The 20,851-nt window shown below is 70.1% G+C and carries 13 protein-coding genes; 7 read left to right on the top strand and 6 right to left on the bottom strand.

Features of this window, described 5'->3' with window-relative positions:
• Nucleotides 1-98: 98 nt before the first annotated feature.
• Together FPJ27_RS24820 and FPJ27_RS24825 are read left to right on the top strand one after the other, a co-directional pair.
• Nucleotides 99-740, top strand: a complete 642-nt coding sequence (locus FPJ27_RS24820; RefSeq protein WP_204426060.1) for an NAD(P)H-binding protein — start codon at nt 99-101, stop codon at nt 738-740.
• Nucleotides 741-1,010: 270 nt separating this feature from the next.
• Complete coding sequence (locus FPJ27_RS24825; protein WP_072435936.1) at nt 1,011-1,481, top strand: Lrp/AsnC family transcriptional regulator; 471 nt, start codon at nt 1,011-1,013, stop codon at nt 1,479-1,481.
• Nucleotides 1,482-1,528: 47 nt separating this feature from the next.
• Here the strand turns inward: FPJ27_RS24825 and FPJ27_RS24830 are convergent, their stop codons facing one another.
• From FPJ27_RS24830 to FPJ27_RS24840, 3 genes are read right to left on the bottom strand one after another with little or no spacing between them, the layout of a single operon-like run.
• Nucleotides 1,529-2,302 (bottom strand): ABC transporter ATP-binding protein, encoded by a 774-nt coding sequence (locus FPJ27_RS24830; RefSeq protein WP_204426061.1) that lies wholly within the window; start codon nt 2,300-2,302, stop codon nt 1,529-1,531.
• A gap of 4 nt (nt 2,303-2,306) precedes the next feature.
• Complete coding sequence (locus tag FPJ27_RS24835) at nt 2,307-3,995, bottom strand: iron ABC transporter permease (protein WP_204426062.1); 1,689 nt, start codon at nt 3,993-3,995, stop codon at nt 2,307-2,309.
• Nucleotides 3,985-5,028, bottom strand: coding sequence for a Fe(3+) ABC transporter substrate-binding protein (locus FPJ27_RS24840; RefSeq protein WP_204426063.1), 1,044 nt, complete (start codon nt 5,026-5,028; stop codon nt 3,985-3,987). The genes FPJ27_RS24835 and FPJ27_RS24840 overlap by 11 nt, the downstream gene beginning before the upstream one ends.
• A gap of 243 nt (nt 5,029-5,271) precedes the next feature.
• Between FPJ27_RS24840 and FPJ27_RS24845 the strand changes: the two genes are divergently transcribed.
• The gene (locus FPJ27_RS24845) at nt 5,272-5,433 is read left to right on the top strand and encodes a hypothetical protein (protein ID WP_105390764.1); all 162 of its coding nucleotides are present in this window, start codon (nt 5,272-5,274) and stop codon (nt 5,431-5,433) included.
• Nucleotides 5,434-5,584: 151 nt separating this feature from the next.
• Here FPJ27_RS24845 and FPJ27_RS24850 read toward each other — a convergent pair whose 3' ends face one another.
• Both FPJ27_RS24850 and FPJ27_RS24855 read right to left on the bottom strand, forming a co-directional pair.
• The gene (locus tag FPJ27_RS24850) at nt 5,585-6,952 is read right to left on the bottom strand and encodes an amino acid permease (RefSeq protein ID WP_204426064.1); all 1,368 of its coding nucleotides are present in this window, start codon (nt 6,950-6,952) and stop codon (nt 5,585-5,587) included.
• Between the two features lie 294 nt (nt 6,953-7,246).
• Nucleotides 7,247-9,538 (bottom strand): FUSC family membrane protein, encoded by a 2,292-nt coding sequence (locus FPJ27_RS24855; protein ID WP_204426065.1) that lies wholly within the window; start codon nt 9,536-9,538, stop codon nt 7,247-7,249.
• Nucleotides 9,539-9,720: 182 nt separating this feature from the next.
• Here FPJ27_RS24855 and recC point away from each other — a divergent pair, with 182 nt between their 5' ends.
• Genes recC through arfB form a run of 4 tightly spaced genes read left to right on the top strand, consistent with a single transcriptional unit; the run spans nt 9,721 to nt 19,461 of the window.
• Nucleotides 9,721-13,059 carry an exodeoxyribonuclease V subunit gamma gene (gene recC, locus FPJ27_RS24860; RefSeq protein WP_204426066.1) on the top strand — a complete coding sequence of 1,113 codons (3,339 nt, stop codon included), beginning with the start codon at nt 9,721-9,723 and terminating at the stop codon, nt 13,057-13,059.
• Entirely contained in the window at nt 13,056-16,766 is a 3,711-nt protein-coding gene (recB, locus tag FPJ27_RS24865; RefSeq protein WP_204426067.1) for an exodeoxyribonuclease V subunit beta, read from the top strand. Before recC ends, recB begins: the two co-directional genes overlap by 4 nt.
• Nucleotides 16,763-19,060, top strand: coding sequence for an AAA family ATPase (locus FPJ27_RS24870; RefSeq protein WP_204426068.1), 2,298 nt, complete (start codon nt 16,763-16,765; stop codon nt 19,058-19,060). The genes recB and FPJ27_RS24870 overlap by 4 nt, the downstream gene beginning before the upstream one ends.
• The gene (gene arfB, locus FPJ27_RS24875) at nt 19,057-19,461 is read left to right on the top strand and encodes an alternative ribosome rescue aminoacyl-tRNA hydrolase ArfB (RefSeq protein ID WP_204426069.1); all 405 of its coding nucleotides are present in this window, start codon (nt 19,057-19,059) and stop codon (nt 19,459-19,461) included. Before FPJ27_RS24870 ends, arfB begins: the two co-directional genes overlap by 4 nt.
• A gap of 70 nt (nt 19,462-19,531) precedes the next feature.
• Here arfB and FPJ27_RS24880 read toward each other — a convergent pair whose 3' ends face one another.
• A complete protein-coding gene (locus tag FPJ27_RS24880) occupies nt 19,532-20,812 on the bottom strand; it encodes an EAL domain-containing protein (RefSeq protein WP_204426070.1) in 1,281 nt (426 codons plus the stop codon).
• Nucleotides 20,813-20,851: the final 39 nt, after the last annotated feature.

Genomic DNA, 20,851 nt, shown 5'->3' on the forward strand with positions numbered 1-20,851 from the left:
GTGGGCGCGGCGATCGGCGCAACGGGGGATTCGCCCCGTTTTTTTCGGTCTTATATGTAATTAATGTGGTTACATATTTTTCTTTGTGGAGAATCGATATGACGCAACGTTCCTTGAATATCGCGCTGTTCGGCGCCACCGGCACGATCGGCTCGCGCATCGCCGCGGAAGCCGCACGGCGCGGCCATCGCGTGACCGCGCTGTCGCGCAATCCCGGCGCGGCCGGCGACGGCATCACCGCGAAAGCGGCCGATCTGTTCGACGCGGCCAGCATCGCGGCTGCGCTGCCGGGCCATGACGTCGTCGCGAGTGCGTACGGCCCGAAGCAGGACGATGCGGCGAAGGTCGTCGCGGCCGCGAAGGCGCTGGTCGCCGGCACGCGTCAGGCGGGCCTGAAGCGGCTCGTGGTGGTGGGCGGCGCCGGTTCGCTCGAAGTCGCGCCCGGCAAGCAACTCGTCGACAGCGAAGGCTTCCCGGAAGCGTACAAGGCGGTCGCGCTCGCGCACCGCGACGCATTCGACTACCTGAAGACGGTCGGCGATCTCGACTGGACGTTCTTCGCGCCGGCCGCGCTGATCGCACCGGGCGAGCGGACGGGCACGTTCCGCACCGGCGTCGGCCAGCTGACCGCGGACGCGCAGGGCAACAGCAAGATCTCGGCGGAAGACTACGCGGTCGCGTTCGTCGACGCGCTCGAACAAGGCAGCTTCGTGCGTGAGATCGCGACGGTCGCGTATTGAGCGGCGTAGCGGCCGGTGCCGCATGAGCGCCGGCCTGGGCCCGGGCGCGGCACGCGAGCCGCAACGGGCGGTGCATGAGGCGATTCCAGCTTGACGGTTGGAATCGCCTTTTTCGTTTGGAGGAGGGTATGTCCGCGCGATCGCGCGCGCGGCGGATTCACGCGTACCGGATTGGTATTTATACCGGTCGACGCGGCGAGGTTGTTTTCATATTGTTCCCCGTTATGCAGAATGCATAGAATAAATTTCTATCTACGAGGGACTGGAGAAATGGACGCCATCGATCGCAAGCTGCTGGAGCTGTTGCAGGCGGATGCCACGCTGCCGATCGCGGAACTGGCGCAGCGCGTGAACCTGTCGCAGACGCCGTGCTGGAAGCGCGTGCAGCGGCTGAAGGAAACCGGCGCGATTCGCGCGCAGGTTGCGCTGTGCGATCCGCGCAAGCTTGGGGTCGGCACGACCGTGTTCGTCGCGATCCGCACGAACCAGCACACCGAGGAATGGGCGCAGCGTTTCACGCAGGTCGTGCGCGACATGCCGGAAGTCGTCGAGGTTTACCGGATGAGCGGCGAGACCGATTACCTGCTGCGCGTCGTTGTTGCCGGCATCGACGATTACGACCGCGTCTACAAGCAGCTGATTCGCGCGGTGCCGCTGTTCGACGTCAGTTCGTCGTTTGCGATGGAGCAGATCAAGTATTCGACCGCGCTGCCCGTGCGCGATCATGCCGAGCCGGCTTGACGCGCTGCAGACGCGGCACCGTTGCGGATCGCGCGGCCGGCGCGGGTTCAGCGGCCGCGCGCCAGTGCGCGCGCACGTTCGTCGGCCAGCGCGTCGCGGCGCACGAAATCCGCGACGAACGGGCTGGCCGGATGGTGATGCAGCGCGTACGGCGTGTCCCATTGCGCGAGCTGGCCGTCCTTCATCACGCCGATCCGGTCGGCGATCGCGAACGCTTCGGCCTGGTTGTGCGTGACGAGGATCGCGGTGTGGCCGGTGCGTTTCAGGATGTCGCGCAGTTCGAACGCGAGCCGCTCGCGCGTATCGACGTCGAGATTCGAGAACGGCTCGTCGAGCAGCAGTAGCTCCGGCGACGGCGCGAGCGCGCGCGCGAGTGCGATGCGCTGCTGCTGGCCGCCCGACAGTTCGTGCGGATAGGCGTCGCCGGATTCGGCGAGGCCGACGAGTTCGAGCATCTCCGCGACGCGCGCCCGGCGTTCGGCCTTCGGCATGCGCCGCAGGCCGAACGCGACGTTGTCGGCCGCGCTCAGGTGCGGGAACAGCGCATAGTCCTGAAACATCATGCCGATGCGCCGCCGCTCGGGCGGCACGTCGAGCGACGGCGTCGCGACGGGCGTACCGTCCAGCACGATGCGCCCCATGCGCACGGGCTCGAAGCCGGCGATCGCGCGCAGCACGGTGGTTTTTCCGCAGCCCGACGCGCCGAGCAGGCAGCCGATGTCGCCGCGCGGCAGCGCGAGGCTCAGCCCGTCGACCACCGTGCGGCGGCCTTGCGGCGTGTCGTAGGCGAGGTGGAGGTCATCGAGTTCGAGCAGGTTCACGGGTTCAGGCTCCGATCTTGTGGCGGGTGCGGGCGAGCAGGATCACGGGCGCGAGCCCGGCCAGCACGATCGCGAGCGCGGCGACCGCGCCTTCCTCATAGGTGCCGCGCGCGGCTTCCGCATACAGCCAGGTCGCGAGCGTGTCGAAATTCAGCGGACGCAGCAGCAGCGTCGCAGGCAGTTCCTTCATCGCGTCGACGAACACGAGCAGCGCGCTCGTCGTCAGCGCGGGCCGCAGCAGCGGCAGGTGCACGCGGCGCAGCGTGCCGCCGGTCGTCTCGCCGAGCGAGCGCGATGCCTGTTCGAGCGACGGCGGGATGCGCGCGAGGCCGGCCTCGATGCTGCCGGCCGGAATCGCGAGAAAGCGCACGGTGTACGCGATGACGAGCGCGGTCGCCGAGCCCATCAGCAGCAGTCCGTCGCGGCCGAGCACCGTGCCGAACAGCCGGTCGGCCGCGGCGAACGGGATCAGCAGGCCGATCGCGAGTACGGTGCCCGGCACCGCGTAGCCGAGGCTCGCGATCCGCGCACACACGCGGGCAGGGCCCGCGCGGGCGCTGTCGCGTTGCGCGCGCGCGGCCCATGCGACGACGAGCCCGCATGCGAGCGTCGCGGCGGTCGCGGCGGTGGCGATCGTCAGCGTGTTCGCGAGCCCCGTCATCAACTGCGCGGACACGCCGCCGACGAGATGCAGCCGCTTGCCGGTCTCGACCGCGAGATACGCGGCCGGCGCGCCGAAGCCGAGCAGCACGGGCAGCCAGCCGAGCGCGGCGGCGCCCCACGCGGCCGCGCCCGTCAGGCGGCGCGGCGCGATCGGCCGCATGCGCCGGCCATGCGCGTAGCGCTGGCGGCGGCGTCCGTAGCGTTCGAGCACGATCATGCCGACGACGATCGCGAGCATCGCGAGCGCGATCTGTGCGGCGCCGGCGAGATCGGAGCGCGTGATCCACGTCGTGTAGACGGACACGGTCAGCGTCTGCACGCCGAGGAATTCCGATGCGCCGATGTCGTTCAGCGTTTCGAGCAGCGCGAGGCTCACGCCGACCGCGATCGCCGGCCGCGCGAGCGGCACGACGACGCGCCAGAACGTCGCGACGCGCCCCGCGCCGAGCGTGCGTGCGGCTTCGAGCAGGCTCGCGGACTGCGTGACGAACATCGCGCGCGTGCTCAGGTACACATACGGATACAGCACGAAGCCGAGCACGAAGATCGCACCGGGCAGCGAGCGCAGGTCGGGCAGGCGGAACTGGCGCGGGCTGTCGAAGCCGAGCAGCCAGCGGATCGCGCCCTGGACCGGGCCGATCGGGTGCAGCAGGTCGAGATACGCGAACGCGACGATATAGGTGGGGACCGCAAGCGGCAGCAGCAGCGCCCACGTCAGCATCCGGCGGCCGGGAAAGTCGTATGCGGTGACGAGCCATGCGCAGCCCGTGCCGACGATCGACACGATCGCGCCGACGCCCGCGAGCAGCAGCAGCGTATTGACGAGCGCCTGCGGCAGCACGAATTCGGCGAGATGCCGCCAGTGCGCGAGATCGGCGTCGAACGCTGCAGCCACGAGCACCGCGAGCGGCGCCGCGACCGCCGCGGCGATCGCCAGCGCCGCGAGCAGCCACAAGCTGCCCGCGCGCAGCCGCAGGCGCGGCCGGTACGGCTGGCGGCGCGCGCCGGCGGGCGATGCGTCAGTTGTCAAAGCCGACCTTGTCGACAAGCTGGCTCGCCTGCTTGCGATGCTTCGCGATGTCCGCCAGCGGCAGCGGATCGACCTTCAGCGTGCCGAAGCTCGCGATCACCGGATCGAGCTTCACGTTCGCGCGCACCGGGTATTCGTAGTTCGCCTGCGCATACAGCGCCTGCGCTTCCGGCGACACGAGGTATTCGAGCAGCTTCACCGCGTTGGCCTTGTGCGGCGCGTGCTTCGCGACCGTCGCGCCGCTGATGTTCACGTGCGTGCCGCCGCTCTTCGCGTTCGCGAACGTCGGTCGAACGACCTTGATCGCGTCGCCCCACTTGCGCGCATCGGTGCCCGGCTCGGCGTTCTTCATGTGACCGACGTAGTACGCGTTGGCAAGACCGACGTCGCAGATGCCGCCGAGGATGTCGCGCGCGACGTCGCGGTCGCCGCCCGTCGCCTTGCGCGCGAGGTTCGCCTTCACGCCGCGCAGCCACTTCTCGGTCGCGGCTTCGCCGTCGTGCGCGATCATCGCGGCGACGAGCGCCGTGTTGTACGGATGCTGGCCCGAGCGGATGCAGACCTTGCCCTTCCATTTCGGATCGGCGAGATCTTCGTAGCGGAACGCATCGACCTTCAGGTCCTTTTCGACGTACAGCACGCGGTCGCGCAGCGACAGTGCATACCAGTCGCCGTTCGCGCCGCGCAGGTTCGTGGGAATCGCGTCGTCGAGCGCCTTCGAGCGCACCGGCTGCGTGAGCCCGCCGTCGACGAGATCGAGCAGGTTGCCGACGTCGACCGTCATCAGCACGTCGGCCGGCGACTGCGCGCCTTCGGCCTTCACGCGCTCGAGCAGGCCGTCCTTCACGAACACCGTGTTGACCTTGACGCCGCTCTGTTTCGTGAACGCGTCGATGAGCGGCTGGATCAGCTTCGGCTCGCGGGTGGTGTACAGGCTCACTTCCTCGGCCGCATGGGCCGGCGGCGCGAATGCGGCCGCGGCAAGGGCGAGGGCGCCGGCGAGCGGCAGCAGGCGGGTGCGCAGATTCGACATGAAGACTCCGGTGGGGCAGGTGGACGAGGGGAGCGTTCCGGGGCGCGCCTGCCGCCCGAGCGATCCGGAACATTACAGAATGAAAGACTCTGGATTCTAGATCGAAATGGGAACGATTATCAAATGAAAGCTTGCGGCAAGCGGTAGGGAAGGCAGGGTCGGGGATCGGAAACGGGAAGTCGCGGTGGTGGCGCAAGCGCGTAGAATGCCCGCTTCGACGAATTTGACGGAATCGCCCCGACCATGAACGATCAGCGCAAGAAGAACCCTGTCCGCAACGTGAGCATCCTGATCGTCGTGGCCGTGCTGCTCGTGATCGGGACGATCCTGTACAACGCGATTTCGCAGAAGCACGCGTACGACGAGGCCCATCCGGCCGAGGCGACGAGCGCGGCATCGCATTGACGTCCCGATGCGCGGCCCGCTCGGGCCGCGTACGGCGGTGCAATGCTGAGAAGGGGGAGGCCCGCAGCTTCCGGCGCGGCAGTCGCCGCGCGGAGCCGGGAAAGAAGCGGGCGCCGAAACTGGCGCGCCGGGCAGGCAGGTCAGCCGTGCGTCAATGTGACGCAGGCGCGAACTTCGGGCGGATCCGTGCGTAGAACACGGCCGCGAGCAGCGCGAGCCACGCTGCGCCGACATACAGCGCGACGCGCGTATCCTCGAACCAGCCGAGCATCACGATCACGAAACCCATGAACGCGATCGTCAGTGCCGGCGCGACCGGCCACAGCGGCACCTTGAACTTCAGCGCCGCGACTTCGGCGCTCGACAGGCGGCGGCGCATCGCAACCTGCGACAGCAGGATCATCAGCCACACCCACACCGTTGCGAACGTCGCGATCGCCGCGACCATCAGGAACACGTCCTTCGGCATCAGGTAGTTGAGCAGCACGCCGACGAGCAGCGCGCCCGCCATCACAAGCACCGTGACCCACGGCACGCCGTGTCGCGACGTCGTCGTCAGCACGCGCGGCGCCTGGCCCTGCCGCGCCATCCCGAACATCATGCGGCCCGCGCCGAAGATGTCGCTGTTGATCGCCGAGATCGCCGCGCTGATCACGACCAGGTTGAGAATCGTCGCGGCCGACTTCACGCCGAGCGCCGAGAAGATCTGCACGAACGGGCTGCCGTCGCCGCCGACGCCCGTCCACGGGCTGATCGACATCAGCACGACCATCGTCAGCACGTAGAACAGCAGGATGCGCGCGGGCACCGCGTTGATCGCGCGCGGAATCACGCGCTCCGGGTCCTTCGCCTCGCCGGCGCTCATCCCGATCACCTCGATCCCGCCGTACGCGAAGATCACGACCGACAGCGACGCGATCAGCCCGCCGATACCGTTCGGCAAGAAGCCGCCATGGTTCCACAGGTTCGCGAACGTCGGCACGTCGGCCGAATGGCCGACGTGCATGCCGGTCAGCAGGATCGCGACGCCGCCGCCGATCATCGCGACGATCGCGCCGACCTTGATGATCGACAGCCAGAACTCAAGCTCGCCGAACACCTTCACGTGGCACAGGTTCAGCCCGCAGATGATCGCGACGACCGCGAGCACCCAGATCCATTGCGGGACATCCGGAAACCAGAAGCCCATGTAGATGCCGAACGCGGTGATGTCGGCGATCGCGACGATCACCATTTCGAGCGTGTAGGTCCAGCCCGTGACGAATCCCGCGAACGGGCCGAGGTTCTCGGTCGCGTAATGGCCGAACGAGCCGGCGACGGGTTCGCGCACGGCCATCTCGCCGAGCGCGCGCATCACCATGTAGACGGCCGCGCCGCCGAGGATGTACGCCAGGATCACGGCCGGGCCCGCGAGCTGGATCGCGGACGCCGAGCCGTAGAACAGGCCCGTGCCGATCGCCGAGCCCAGCGCGAGAAAGCGGATGTGCCGCGCGCTCAGGTGGCGCTGCAAGTTTTTCATCGAGTCTCCGATATCGTTATGCGACGGACCGGGCGAGCGGGACCGGTCCGACTGCGTCAAGTTGTATATACAACTTGAATGTGAACGAATGATAACAAGCCGGGCCCGGTAACCGGAATCGGGTATTCCCTGACTGGCGCGACGCGCGGAATAGGGCGTGGGGCGGTCGCGCGGCGGATGCGCGGGCCGAGTGGAACGGGCGGGTCATGCTTCGGGGTTCGTTGAATCGGGGAACGCCGGTGGCCGGGCCGCGGCGTGCGCGGGCCGGCCATCGGCGGGAACGGTCGGGGAGGGTCAGGCGGGCAGGCGGATCACGCTCGCGTCCTTGCGGATCAGCAGCGACGACGCGAGCATCTGCTTGCACTGGTGCGCGAGCACCTTCAGGTCGTGCGTGAGTTCGGCGCCGACCGCAGCGGATTTTTCCGCGGACACGACCATCGCGTCGAGATCGCGCGTGATCTGCTTCGACGCTTCGAGCTGATCGGCGGGCGGCGGCTCGCCGGCCTCGGCCTTCTCGAGATTGTCGAGCACGGCCGCGAGGCCGCGCTGCAGCGCGTCGTCGTGGACGAGGCCGCCGTCGGCCGAGCACGCGTTGCGGATCAGCGGCGCGGCGGCCGTGATCTGCGCGCCGAGCACGTGCGTCTGCACGAGCAGGTCGTTCAGCTCGGGCACGAAACGCTGGTGCGCCTTCGGCTCGATCATCATCCGCTGGAACGCCTGCCCGAGGTTCGCGAACGCGATATGCACGTCCTTGCGCGCGAGGCGGTAGCGGTAGTCGTCGTCGAGGCTCGCGGCCGGCGTCTCGACCGCCGCGGCGATGACCGGCACCACGGCCGCGCCGTCGGCGGTGGGTACGGGCGGCGGCGACACACCGCGCCCGACGCGCCACACGGCCTCGAAATACTTGCGGGTCGCCGTGAGCATGTCGGCGACCTGCTTGCCCATCAGCCGGTATTCCCAGTACGGGAACAGCCGGCTCGCGGCGATCGCGATCATGCAACCGATCACGGTGTCGATCGCGCGCTCGCCGATGATCCGCATGCTGCCCGGCGCGAGCAGGTGGAACATCAGCAGCACGTACGACGACGTGAATACGACGCTCGCTGCGTAATTGAACAGCAGCAGGCTGTAGCTCATCACCATCGACCCGAACATGATCGCGATCAGCAGGTGCGGCTCCTTCACCGTGTAGATCAGCGCGATGCTCGCCGCGCAGCCGATCAGCGTGCCGACGATACGCTGCGCATTGCGCTGCTTGGTCAGCGAATAGCCAGGCTTCAGGATGATGATGGTCGTCATCACGATCCAGTACGCGTTCGTGAGCGGCAGCAGCCTGCCGAGCCAGAAGCCGACCGCCACCGCGATCGTCACGCGCAGCGCGTGGCGCAAGCTCGGCGAGCTCATGTTCAGGTTCGAGAAGATCAGCAGCGGCGACATCCGGCGGCGCTGCAGGAAGCGCGTGAGCGCCTTGTCGATCTTCAGTTCGGTTTGCTGCGGATCGGCGTGGCCCGACAGGTTGCGGCGCATCCGTTCGATCAGGCGCGTCGCGCTCCAGATGCGCCGGAACGTCGCGAGCACGGCCGCATACGCTTCCGCGTTGGTGGCAGCGAAGTTCTTCTTGCGCATCAGTTCGATCTCGTACTCGATCGCGCGCAGTTCGGCCTTCACGCTGATCCGCGAATGCGGCGCGCGGTTTTCGAGCACCGCGAGGCCGATCTCCTCGAGATCGGCGGCCGCCTTGCGGATCAGGTCGCGGTAGAAAATGATCAGATCGGAGCCGCCGAACGTGTTGCGCACGAGCGGGTAGTCGGTGTGCGCGCCGACGAACAGCTCGTGCAGGTCGACGCTGTTGATGAACAGGTTGTACATCGTCGTGCGGCCGGGATCGAGCTTGCCGCGCCGCAGCTTCGGCAGGTTGCGCAGCACGATGTCGCGCGCGGTTTCCTGCGTTTCGACCGCGGTGATCTGCCGCGCGACGAGATTGCGGTAGCACTCGTCGAGATCGGCATCGAGGTCGTAGAACTGCGCGCGCGCGAGCAGGTAGTCGGCGCACGCGAACAGGCTTTCGGCCAGCGCCTGCTGCTCGATCCGGCGCGCCTGCCAGCGCGACACGAGCGTGGCCCAGTACGTATACCAGAGGCCGCCCGCGAGAATCCAGCCGGCGTTGACGAACGCCTGCAGCGGCGTGAATTGCTCCTCGAGCGTCATCACCATCATGAACAGCGTCGCGAAGCTGATCTGCGGCCAGCGGTTGCCGTAGACGACGATCAGCGACAGCACGAACGTGAGCGGCACGATCGTGAGCCACAGCGCGAAGATGTTCGGTGTCGCGAGGCCGGTGGCGAGCGCGGCCAGGAAGCCGATCACGCTGCACGCGAGCATTTCGTTGTGCTTGTACTTGAGCGGGCCCGGCATGTCGACGACGCACGCGCCGAGCGCACCCGTCGAGATCGTGAAGCCGAGCTCCCGGTTGTGAAACACGATCAGGCACAGCACGGCCGGCAGCGAAACGCCGACCGCGATCCGCAGGCCGCCGAAAAAGTACTGGCTGTAGAGAAACTTTCTGATTTCGACCGAATAGCGCATCGATGGGCTGAATGGCAGACGAAGACGCCCGGGGGCGGCAAATTGACTGGCGACGAGTCTATCGTATTTCGCGGTCCGCAAAACCTGGCCATCCGGCCGATGCTCGCCGCGGCAGGCCATTTGCTATCCTTCGGGAACCTGTTCGCCCGGTCCGGCCGGCGCGAGAATCCGACGCCCGCCTCATGCTCCATCTCTTCTATTCGAATCGTCACGAAACGCTGGCCGACGCGCTGCTCGAGGATCTGGCCGCGTTTCCGGCCCGCAACGGCCCGTGGGCGCCGCAACAGGTCATCGTGCCGAGCGCGGCGCTGCGCCGCCGCCTCGAGCTCGACATCGCCGCGCGCAACGGCGTGTGCGCGAACGTCGAGTTCACGTATCTCGCACAATGGCTGTGGGCGCAGATCGGCCGCGTGCTGACGGTGCCCGCGCGTTCGCCGTTCGCGCCCGACCGTCTCGTGTGGCGCTGCTACCGGCTGTTCGCGCAGGCGGCCGACGGCGCGCCGTGGCTCGCTTCGCCGCGGCTCGCCGCGTACCTGTCCGCCTCCGACGATGCGATGCGCTACGAGCTCGCGCATCGCGTCGCGGCCGTGCTCGATCATTACCTGACCTATCGCCCCGAATGGCTGGCGGCGTGGCAGGCCGGCGAGTCGGTGCTCGCGGGCGATGGCGCGCCGCGCGGGATCAGCGACGCCGCACGCGACGACGAGCGCTGGCAGGCAGCGCTGTGGCGCGCGCTGCTCGCGGAACTGAGCGACAGCGGCACGCCGCCCGCGCACCGCTTCATGGTCGAAGCGCGCCATCTCGATGCCGACGCGGTCGCGCGTGCCGACTGGCCGGAATCGGTCAGCGTGTTCGCACTGCCGACGATGCCGCCGCTGCACGTCGCGCTGCTGCGCGAGCTGTCGCGCTGGATCGACGTGCGCGTCTACGCGCTGAACCCGTGCCGCGAATTCTGGTTCGACATCGTGACCGCCGCGCATGCCGAGGCGCTCGATGCGGCCGGCCGGCTCGACTACCAGGAAGTCGGCCATCCGCTGCTCGCCGAGTGGGGCCGGCAGACGCAGGCGCAACTGCACATGCTGCATGAGCTGACTGAAAGCGCCGCGGTGGGCGATGCGTCGCGTTTCGTCGAGAATCCCGCGCCGACGTGGCTCGCGCGCGTGCAGAACGCGATCCTCGAACTGCAGCCGGAGGCCGAAGCCGGCGATGCGCCGGCCGAACGCGGGATCGAGGTGCACGTGTGCCACAGCCTCGCGCGCCAGCTCGAGGTGCTGCACGACCGGCTGCTCGCGTGGTTCGATGCCGACGCGAGCCTGCAGCCGTCCGACGTGCTCGTCGCGGTGGCCGATCTCGCGGCAGCCGGACCGCTGATCGATGCGGTATTCGGCACGGCCGGCGCCGGCGGCGCGCGCGTGCCTTACCGGATCACCGGCCTGCCGCCGTCGCAGGCAAACCCGGTCGCGCGCGTGCTGCTCGACTGGCTCGCGCTGCCGGAGCGGCAGGTCGGCGCGCCGGAGCTGGTCGAATGGCTGCGCGTCGATGCGGTGGCTGCGCGCTACGGCATCGATGCGGCCGCGCTCGAGACGGTGCAGACCTGGCTCGCGGCCGCCGGCGCGCGGCGCGGGCTGTCGCCGCGTGCGAGCGACGACGCGGCCGTGCCTGCGCCGCGCCATACGTTCTCCGACGCACTCGCGCGGCTCTTTCTCGGCTATGCGATGCCCGAAGGCGCGGCGCCGGTCGGCGCGTGGCTGCCGATCGAGGCGGCCACGGGCAGCGAGGCCGAACTGCTCGGCCGGCTCGCGCGTTTCACCGACGATCTCGACGGCTTCGCGCGGCGGCTCGCTGAATCGCACACGCCGCGCGGCTGGAGCGAGCTGTTCGCCGACACGCTGGCGCGCTTCTTCGATTCGGGCGCCGCGTATGCGGATGCGCTCGCGGGCGTGCGCGACGCGCTCGACGCGATGCTGGCCGCGATGACGGAGGGTGCGCCCGACGAAGCGCTGCCGGCGGCCGTCGTCCGCGCGGGGCTTGCAGCGGCGCTCGACGATCCGGCGCGCGGCGGGGTGCCGTGGGGCGGCGTCACGTTCTCGTCGCTGACGAGCCTGCGCGGCCTGCCGTACCGCGTCGTCTGCCTGCTCGGGATGGACGACGGCGTGCTGCCGAGCCTCTCGCGCGCGGACGAGTTCGACCTGATGGCCGTGATGCCGAAGCTCGGCGACCGACAGCGCCGCGACGACGAGCGCAACCTGTTTCTCGACCTGCTGCTCGCCGCACGCGATCGGCTGCTGATCGCGTACACGGGCCGCAGCATTCGCGACAACGCGCCGTTGCCGCCCGCGGCACTCGTCGACGAACTGCTCGACCATCTCGCGCTCGTCACGGCCGGGCCCGACGCGGCGCCGGACGCCGTCGATGCCGCGCGGCGCGCGTTCATCGTCGAGCATCCGCTGCAACCGTTCGCGGCCGCGTATTTCCAGCCCGGCAGCGGGCTCGTTTCCTATGACGCCGAGCGCGCGACGCTTGCGTCGCTGCTGGCCGCCGACGCGTCGCGCGACGGCTCGCGCGAACTGCCGTTCTTCGCGCAGCCGCTGCCGGCGGAACCGGTCGAGCCCGTCGCGTTCAGCGAATTCGAACGCTTCTGGCGGCATCCCGCGCGGGCGCTGTTGCGCGCACGTCTCGGCATCGTGCTCGCCGATGCGCAGGCCGAATTGCTCGACACGGAGCCGTTCGCGCTCGACTTCGCCGGCAGCGATGCGCTCGCCGAGCGTGTACTGCCGCTCCTGATCGAATCGGATGATGGGGCCGCGCACGATCATGCGTTGCGCATTGCGGACGCGAGCCCCGAGTTGCCGGGCGGCGCGACGGGCGCCGTGTGGCGCGACCAGGCGCTCGGCTCGATGACTCAGCTTGCGTCGAACGTGCGCCGTGCGCTGGCCGACGGCATCGAGAGGCGGCCGTTTTCGCTCGTCATCGTGCCCGCGTGGCCCGATACGGAACAGGCGCTGTTCGGCGCCGACGACGCGATGCTGTCGGGCGACGCGGTCAGCGCACCGCTCGAACTGCACGGCACGCTGAACCGGCTGACGCCGGCCGGGCAGATCATCTACCGCTATGCACGGTCGAGCGCGCGCGACTACCTGTCCGCGTGGCTCGCGCATCTCGTCTACTGCGCGGTCGAACCGGGCGGCCCGCGCCGCACGCTGTGGTTCGGCAGCGGCGGTGCGTTCGAGCTGACGCCCGTCGCGGCGCCGCTCGAACGGCTCGCGCCGCTTGCCGCGCTGTTTCGCGCAGGGCGGCGCATGCCGCTGCGGTTTTTCCCGCGCAGTGCGTGGGCCAGGGTGTCCGACGGCGAAGCCAAGGCCGCGAGCGTCTGGATCAACGAGCGTGTCGTGAGCGAGGCCGACGATCCGGCCATCGCGATCGCGTGGCGCGGCGCGCGCGCGTCGCTCGACGAGCCGTTCGGCACGCTCGCGCGGCTCGTGTTCGAGCCGCTCGTCGAACATCTGAAGGAGGTCGCATGAGCGCCGTGTCGCAGCCGCAGCCGGCGCTCGAACTCGACGTGTTCGCGTGCCCGCTCGACGGCGTCAACCAGATCGAGGCGTCGGCCGGCACCGGCAAGACCTGGAACATCTGCGCGCTGTACGTGCGCCTGCTGCTCGAAAAGGATCTCGGCGCGGACGAAATCCTCGTCGTGACCTTCACGAAGGCGGCGACGGCCGAGCTGCACGAGCGGATTCGCGGCCGGCTCGCGCAGCTCGCGCACGCGCTAGACACGGGCGACGACGGCGGCGATCCGTTCATCGTGCGCCTGCTCGAGACCACGCTCGGCGAAGACGGCGCGCTCGATTCCGACACGGCCGCGAAGCGGATCCGGCGCGCACTGCGCGCGTTCGATCAGGCCGCGATCCACACGATCCATGCGTTCTGCCAGCGCGCGCTGCAGGAAGCGCCGTTCGCGGCCGCGATGCCGTTCGCGTTCGACATGGAGACCGACGACGCGTCGCTGCGCTTCGAACTCGCGGCGGACTTCTGGCGCACGCGCGTCGAACCGGCGGCCGCGCGCTGGCCGGGCTTCGCGACCTGGCTCGTCGAATCGGGCGCCGGCCCGGCCGCGCTCGATGCGCAGCTCGCGCGCCGGCTGAAAAAGCCGCTCGCCGCGCTGCGCTGGGACGGCGTGACCGAGCCGGACGAATCGGCCGAGGCCGCCGCGGCCGAATGCTTCGCCGAGGCGGCGCGGATGTGGGCGGCCGAACGCGACGCGATCGATGCGTTGCTGCGCACCGCGCAGCCCGCGCTCAACCAGCGCTCGCACAAGCCCGACGCGGTTGCCGATGCGCTCGACGCATGGGCCGCGCATTTCGCGCAGGGCGACGCGACGGCCGCGCTGCCGAAGGCTGCACTGAAGCTCACGCGCACCGCGCTCGTGAAAGCGACGAAAAAAGGCGGCGCGACGCCCGAACATGCGTTCTTCGACGTGGCCGACGCGGTCGAAGCGGCCGTGGCGGCAGCCGAGGCAACGCAGCGCGCGCGCTGGCTCGCGCTGATCGCCGAATGGCTCGACATGGCGCCCGGCGAGTTGGCCGAGCGCAAGCGTACGCGGCGCGTCGTGTCGTTCGACGATCTGCTCGCGAACCTGTATCACGCGCTGCATGCGCATCCGTGGCTCGCCGACACGCTGCGTGCGCGCTATCCGGCCGCGCTGATCGACGAGTTCCAGGATACCGACCCGCTGCAGTTCGCGATCTTCAACCGGATCTTCGCGCCGGGCGGGCCGCTCTTCCTCGTCGGCGATCCGAAGCAGGCGATCTACAGCTTCCGCGCGGCCGATCTGCATACCTATCTTGCGGCGCGCGCGAGCGCGAGCGCGTGCTACACGCTCGCGGTCAACCAGCGCTCGACACCCGCGATCGTCGACGCGTGCAACCGCTTCTTCATGTCGAATCCGCGCGCGTTCGTGCTCGACGGGCTCGACTATTACGCGGTGCGTGCCGGCACGCGCGTGCGTGCGCCGTTCGTCGACGAAACCGATCCGGGCCCGGCCGGCGATTTCCGGGTCTGGGCGCTGCCGGGCGGCGAAGGCACGCTGCTCAAGCGCGATGCGCAGGCGCAGGCCGCCCAGGCTTGCGCGGCCGAGATCGCGCGGCTGATGCGCGGCGCGCGCGAAGGGCACGTGCGGCTGGGCGACACGTCGCTGTCGCCGGGCAACATCGCGGTGCTCGTGCAGACGCACCGGCAGGGCAGCCTCGTGAAGCGCGTGCTCGCCACGTGGGGCATCGGCAGCGTCGAGCTGGCGCAGGCCTCGGTGTTCTCGACCGGCGACGCCGAGCAGCTCGAACGCGTGCTGGCGGCGATCGATGCGCCGGGCGACCTGCGGCGTCTGCGTTCGGCGCTCGCGGCCGACTGGTTCGGCCTCGATGCCGGCGCGCTGTGGCGGATGGAACAAGGCGACGGCGATGCGTCGCACGAAGCGTCCGCGACCGACAGTGCCGACGCGATGAGCTGGGTCGAACGTTTCTCGCGGTATCGGCTGCTGTGGCGCGAGCGCGGTTTCGCGGTGATGTGGCGCACGTTCGCGCGCGAGCTGCGGATCGCCGAGCGGCTGATGGCCGGCGCGGACGGCGAACGCCGCGTGACCGACATCAACCACCTGGCCGAACTGACGCAGGCACGTGCATCCGCGCAGCCGGGCATCGCGCCGACGCTGCGCTGGCTCGCCGCGCAACGGCTCGACGGCGGCGGCGAGGAAGCGCAGTTGCGTCTCGAATCCGATCGCAACCTTGTACAGATCGTAACCGTGCACAAGTCGAAGGGCCTTGAATACGCGATCGTGTTCTGTCCGTTCCTGAACGACGGCGGGCTGCGCGAGCCGCCTTCGTCCGCGCTGCCCGATGCGCGCGAATATCACGACGACGCGGGCGACGCGGTGCTGCATTACGGCTGTGACGACGAGGCGGCCGCGCACGCGGCGCGGCAGGCGATGCGCGAGCAGGCCGCGGAACGCGCGCGGCTCGTCTACGTGGCGCTCACGCGCGCGGTCTATCGCTGCTATGTCGTCGCCGGGCCGTACCAGTCGTCGCGCTCGACGCGCGAAGCGCGGCGCAGCGTGCTCAACTGGCTCGTCGCCGGTGCCGGCCAGTCGTTCGACGCGTGGCTCGACGAGCCGCCCGACGAAGCGGCGCTCGATGCCGCGTGGCTTGCGCTCGCGGGCGGCCCCGTGAGCGTCGCGCCGCTGCCGGTGCCCGCACGCCGCGAGCGTCTCGCGGCCGGGCACGACGCATCGCAGACGCTCGCGGCGCGCCATGCGACGCGCGTGCTGCGCGATGCGTGGCGGATGGCGAGCTTCAGTTCGCTGACCGCGTCGATGGCGCGCGAGGAGGCCGGCGTCGCGGTCGTGCCCGACGACGAGCTGCGGCCCGATCACGATGCGCTTGCCGCGGCGATGCCGGACGGCGAGCTCATATTGGCCGATCCGGCTGCGCCCGAACCGCCGGACGACGACATCCTCTTGTTCCCGCGCGGCGCGGCGGCGGGCGAGTGCCTGCACCGTCTGTTCGAACTCAGCCGGTTCACGGAGCCCGAGTCGTGGCACCAGGCCGCGCTCGGCGCGCTGCACGACCGGCCGGTCGAGGCCGAGCCCGGACTCGCGACGCGCCTGCCGGCGATGATGGTGCGGCTCGTCGACGATGTGGTGCGCACCGAGCTCGTGCCGGGCATGCGGCTCGCCGATCTCGATCCCGCGAAGCGGCTCGACGAAATGGGCTTCCTGTTTCCGGCACCGTCGCTCGACCTGACGGCGCTGCGCCGGCTGCTGGTCGCGCACGGCTACCCGGACGTTGCACTGGAGGCGGGCATGCTCGCCGGATTCATCAAGGGTTTCATCGACATGATCGTCGAACACGACGGCCGCTTCTGGATCGTCGACTGGAAGTCGAACCATCTCGGCACGACGCCGGACGCGTACGGCCCGCGCGCGCTCGACGTCGCGATGGCCGATCACGCATATCACCTGCAGGCGCTGCTCTATACGGTCGCGCTGCATCGCTACCTGCGCGGGCGGCTGCCCGATTACGACTACGACACGCATATCGCGGGCTACCTGTACCTGTTCGTGCGCGGCGTGCGGCCCGACTGGCGCAGCGGCGGCGAGCCGGCCGGCGTGCATGCGCGGCGGCCCGAACGCGCACTCGTCGACGCACTCGACCGGATGATGGAAGGGGGCCGCGCATGAATGCGTCCGACGACACGCTCGAATTTACCGGCGGCCTCGTCGCGCGGCTGCCCGAGCCCGCCGATTTCGGCATCGCGCTCGCGGAAGGCTTCGCGCGCCGCATCGGCGACCTCGCGCGGCGCGCCGGCGCGCCGGCTGCGGCCGCGCGCTGGGCGGCGCGCGCCGCATTCGCGACGAGCCGCGCGACCGCGGGCGGCCACGTATGCGTCGCGCTCGGCGCGCTCGCGCAGCGCTACGAAGAGCCGCTCGACGACATCCGCGCGGCGCTCGCCGCGAGCGGCGTGGTCGCGTTCGGCACGCTCGCGCGCGGCGACGAACGGCCGCTGATCGTCGATCGGCACGACCACCTGTACCTGTCGCGCTATTTCGATTACGAACGGCGGCTGGCCGATGCGCTGGTTGCGCAGGCCGGCGTCGCGGTGCCGGACGACGGGCTGTCGCCCGAACGGCTGCGCGACAACCTCGCGCGTTACTTCGGGCCCGCGACCGGCGAAGTCGACTGGCAGCGCGTCGCGGCGATCGTCGCGCTGACGGGCCGCGTGACGATCGTCAGCGGCGGCCCCGGCACCGGCAAGACGACGACCGTCGTCGGCGTGCTGGCCTGTCTGCTCGATGCGCACCCGGGGCTGCGCATCGCGCTGGCCGCACCGACCGGCAAGGCCGCGCAGCGGATGCAGGAAGCGCTGCATGCGCGGGCCGGGGACCTGCCGCCCGAGCTCGCGGCACGCCTGCCCGACACGTCGTACACGCTGCATCGCCTGCTGGGCGGCGGCGGGGCGGCCGGCTTCCGGCACCATCGCGACAATCCGCTGCCGTACGACCTGATCGTCGTCGACGAGGCGTCGATGATCGACGTCGCGCTTGCCGCGCACCTGCTCGACGCGCTCGCGCCGGGCGCGCGGCTCGTACTGCTCGGCGACAAGGATCAACTGGCCGCGGTCGAGGCGGGCGCCGTGTTCGCGGAGCTGAGCGCGCGGCCGGCGTTTACCGCCGCGGCGCGCACGCGCATCGCGCAGGCGCTCGGTATCGACGAGGCGGCGTTCGTCGCGGCGTTGCCGGTGCCGGACGAAGCGGCGGCGACTGTGCCTGCCGCGAATCCGGTTTCCGCTGCGGCCCAGGCCCAGGCTTCCGCTTCGGTACCCGCCGCTGCTTCACGAAAACGCGCGTCGCGTCCGCGCGCCGATGCGCGACAGGCGTCGCTGTTCGACGACGAACCGCAGGACGACGCGGTTGCCGCGGCCGATGTCGCGCCATCTCCGTCCGCCGGTCCGGCATTGACCGATGCCGGCGATATCGGCGATGCGGGCAACGCCCCCGCATGGATCGAGGCCGACGAACTCGCGTGGCTCGACGCCGTCGAGCTGCCGCCGTTCGATGCAGGCGATGCGGCGCTTGCGCCGGTCATGTCGACATTGCCCGGCGTAACCGCTGCGTCGCCCGCCACGCCAGCACCGGCGCCGCTCGCCGACTGCGTCGTGTGGCTCGAACGCAATTACCGCTTCGGCCTCGATTCGCCGATCGGGCGGCTGTCGCTCGCGATCCGCCGCGGCGACGTGCAGGCCGCGCTCGATGCGCTGCCCGCGGACGACGCGGCTGCCGCGTCGTTCCACGACGATGCGGGCGAGTCGCTCGCGGCGTCGACGGTCGAACGGCTCGCGCGGCGGTTTGGCGCGTACCTCGATGCATTGCGCGACGCGCTGGCCGCGCCGGTGCCCGATCCGCTGCCGCTGTTCGACGCGCTCAACCGGTTCCGGATCCTGTGCGCGACCCGCAGCGGCTTGCGCGGCGCGGAGCACGTCAACGCGCTCGTGGCCGCGCACGTGCGGCATGCGGCGCGCGTGCCGCTCGCGGTCGGTGCGCACTGGTTCACCGGGCGGCCGATCATGGTGACGCGCAACGACTATGCGCTCGGGCTGTTCAACGGCGACATCGGCATCGCGCTGCCCGATGCGCACGGTGTGCTGCGCGTGTGGTTCAGGCGCGCGGACGGCACCGCGCGCGCGGTGTCGCCGGCCGCGCTGCCGCCGCACGAAACCGCGTTCGCGCTGACGGTCCACAAATCGCAGGGCTCGGAATTCGACGAAGCCGCGCTCGTGCTGCCGGCATCGTTCGGCCGCGTGCTCACGCGCGAGCTCGTTTATACGGCCGTCACGCGGGCACGCACGCGCGTGCAGGTGATCGGGCCGCGGCGCGTGCTGGCGCAGGCGGTCGCGACGCGCACGCAGCGCGATTCGGGGCTCGCGGCCCGCGTCGACGAGGCACTCGCACGACACCGCATGGAGGCTTCGCGATGATGATCCGCTATACGCTCGATCCGGCCGAGGTCGAGTGGACGGCCGTGCGCGCGCAGGGCGCGGGCGGGCAGAACGTGAACAAGGTATCGAGCGCGATCCACCTGCGTTTCGACATCCGCGCATCGTCGCTGCCGCCCGTCATCAAGGAGCGGCTCCTCGCGCTGTCCGACCAGCGCATCACGCGCGACGGCATCGTCGTGATCAAGTCGCAGGAATACCGCACGCAGGAGAAGAACCGCGAAGCCGCGCTCGCGCGGCTCGATACGCTGATCGCCGGCGTCGCGTTCACGCCGCGTGCGCGGGTCGCGACGCGACCGACGCGCGCGTCGAAGGAGCGGCGGCTCGAGCACAAGTCGCGCCGCAGCGCGGTGAAGTCGGGAAGAGGGAAGATAGTCGACTGACGAATGGAGGGCGGCAGGGCCGCACGCTCGACGGGCATCGCGGGCGAACGCCCGCCGCCGCGCCGGCTGGCTAGCGCATCACGGTTCCCGCGCTGTCGAGCACGAAGTCGACGCAGAACACGACGAGCCGGCTCTGCGCGCGGATCGCGACGGCGGCCGTATAGCAGTCGCGGCCTTCCGTCAGCGAGAAGTGCGGGCCCATCAGTGCGACGCGCCCGGGTGCGGCGATCGCGCGCTGGAAGTACGGGCGGCGCGACCAGTTGCTGTGGGTTTCCGGGAACAGCGGCGAGAGGCGGGTGGCGCTCGCGTGGCCGTCGTCGGGGGGCGCGCCGATCGACGGCAGGAACTGCTCGCCGATCTCGTCGGTGACGAACACGCGGCGCGCGGCCGGCACCGCGAACACGCGTTGCGCGGCATCCTGCAGGTTGCCGCTCGCGGAAAACGCGGCCGCGCCGGTGAGCACAAGCCGCTCGATCGCGTCGAAGCCCGGCTGCTCGGCGACGGCCGGCGTGTGCCGGCGCGCGATGAAGCGCTGCCACGCGGCGTCGAGCATCGCGGGCGCGGCCGCGCTCGCGTGCGCGATCGACGTGTCGGGCTGGCCGAACTGGAAACCCTGCACGAAATCGATGTCGGCCTCCATCAGTGCCTGCAGTGCGTCGTCGCTTTCGACGCCCTCGGCAAGCACCATCGCGCCGGCCTGGTGCAGCATCGACACGAGGTGATGCATGATGCGGCGGTCGTCGGCCGACCCGGTCGAGCGCTCGACGAGCGAGCGATCGAGCTTGACGATGTCGGGCCGTGCGCGCCACACGCGGTCGAAATTCGAGAATCCCGTGCCGAAATCGTCGATCGCGATCAGGAAGTCGCGATGCTGGATCATGTCGATCGTGCGGGCGAGCGCGGCTTCGTCGCGCGACGGCTGTTCGACGACTTCCAGCACGACGCGGTTCGGCGGCAACACGAAATGCCGGCACAGCGCCTCGACGAACTCGCGCTGCACGAGGCCCGAATCGAGCACGCGCGGCGTCACGTTCAGGAACAGCCAGCCATCGCCGATGCCCTGCGCGACGAAATTGGCCGTGTGCAGGCAGCGTGCGAGCCGGTCGAGCAGCAGCGCATCGGCATCTGTGCGCGTCTTGTCGAGGAGGGCGGTGGGCGAGACCAGCGCACCGTTCGCGTCGACGACGCGCAGCAGCGCCTCGTAGCCGACGACGCGCTTGTGCGTGATCGACAGCACGGGCTGGAATACGCTGCGCAGCGTCGTGGTGCGATAGGTGGCGAGCCAGCCGCCGGGCGTCAGCGTGAGGCGTTCGAGCAGGGAGTCGAGCGATAGGTCGTGGGCGGACTTCATGTCAACGGTGCCCGGGGGCAGGCGGCGGGGCGGCAGCGT

It is taken from the genome of Burkholderia sp. MS455 (assembly GCF_016899445.1).
Taxonomy (GTDB): domain Bacteria; phylum Pseudomonadota; class Gammaproteobacteria; order Burkholderiales; family Burkholderiaceae; genus Burkholderia; species Burkholderia pyrrocinia_C.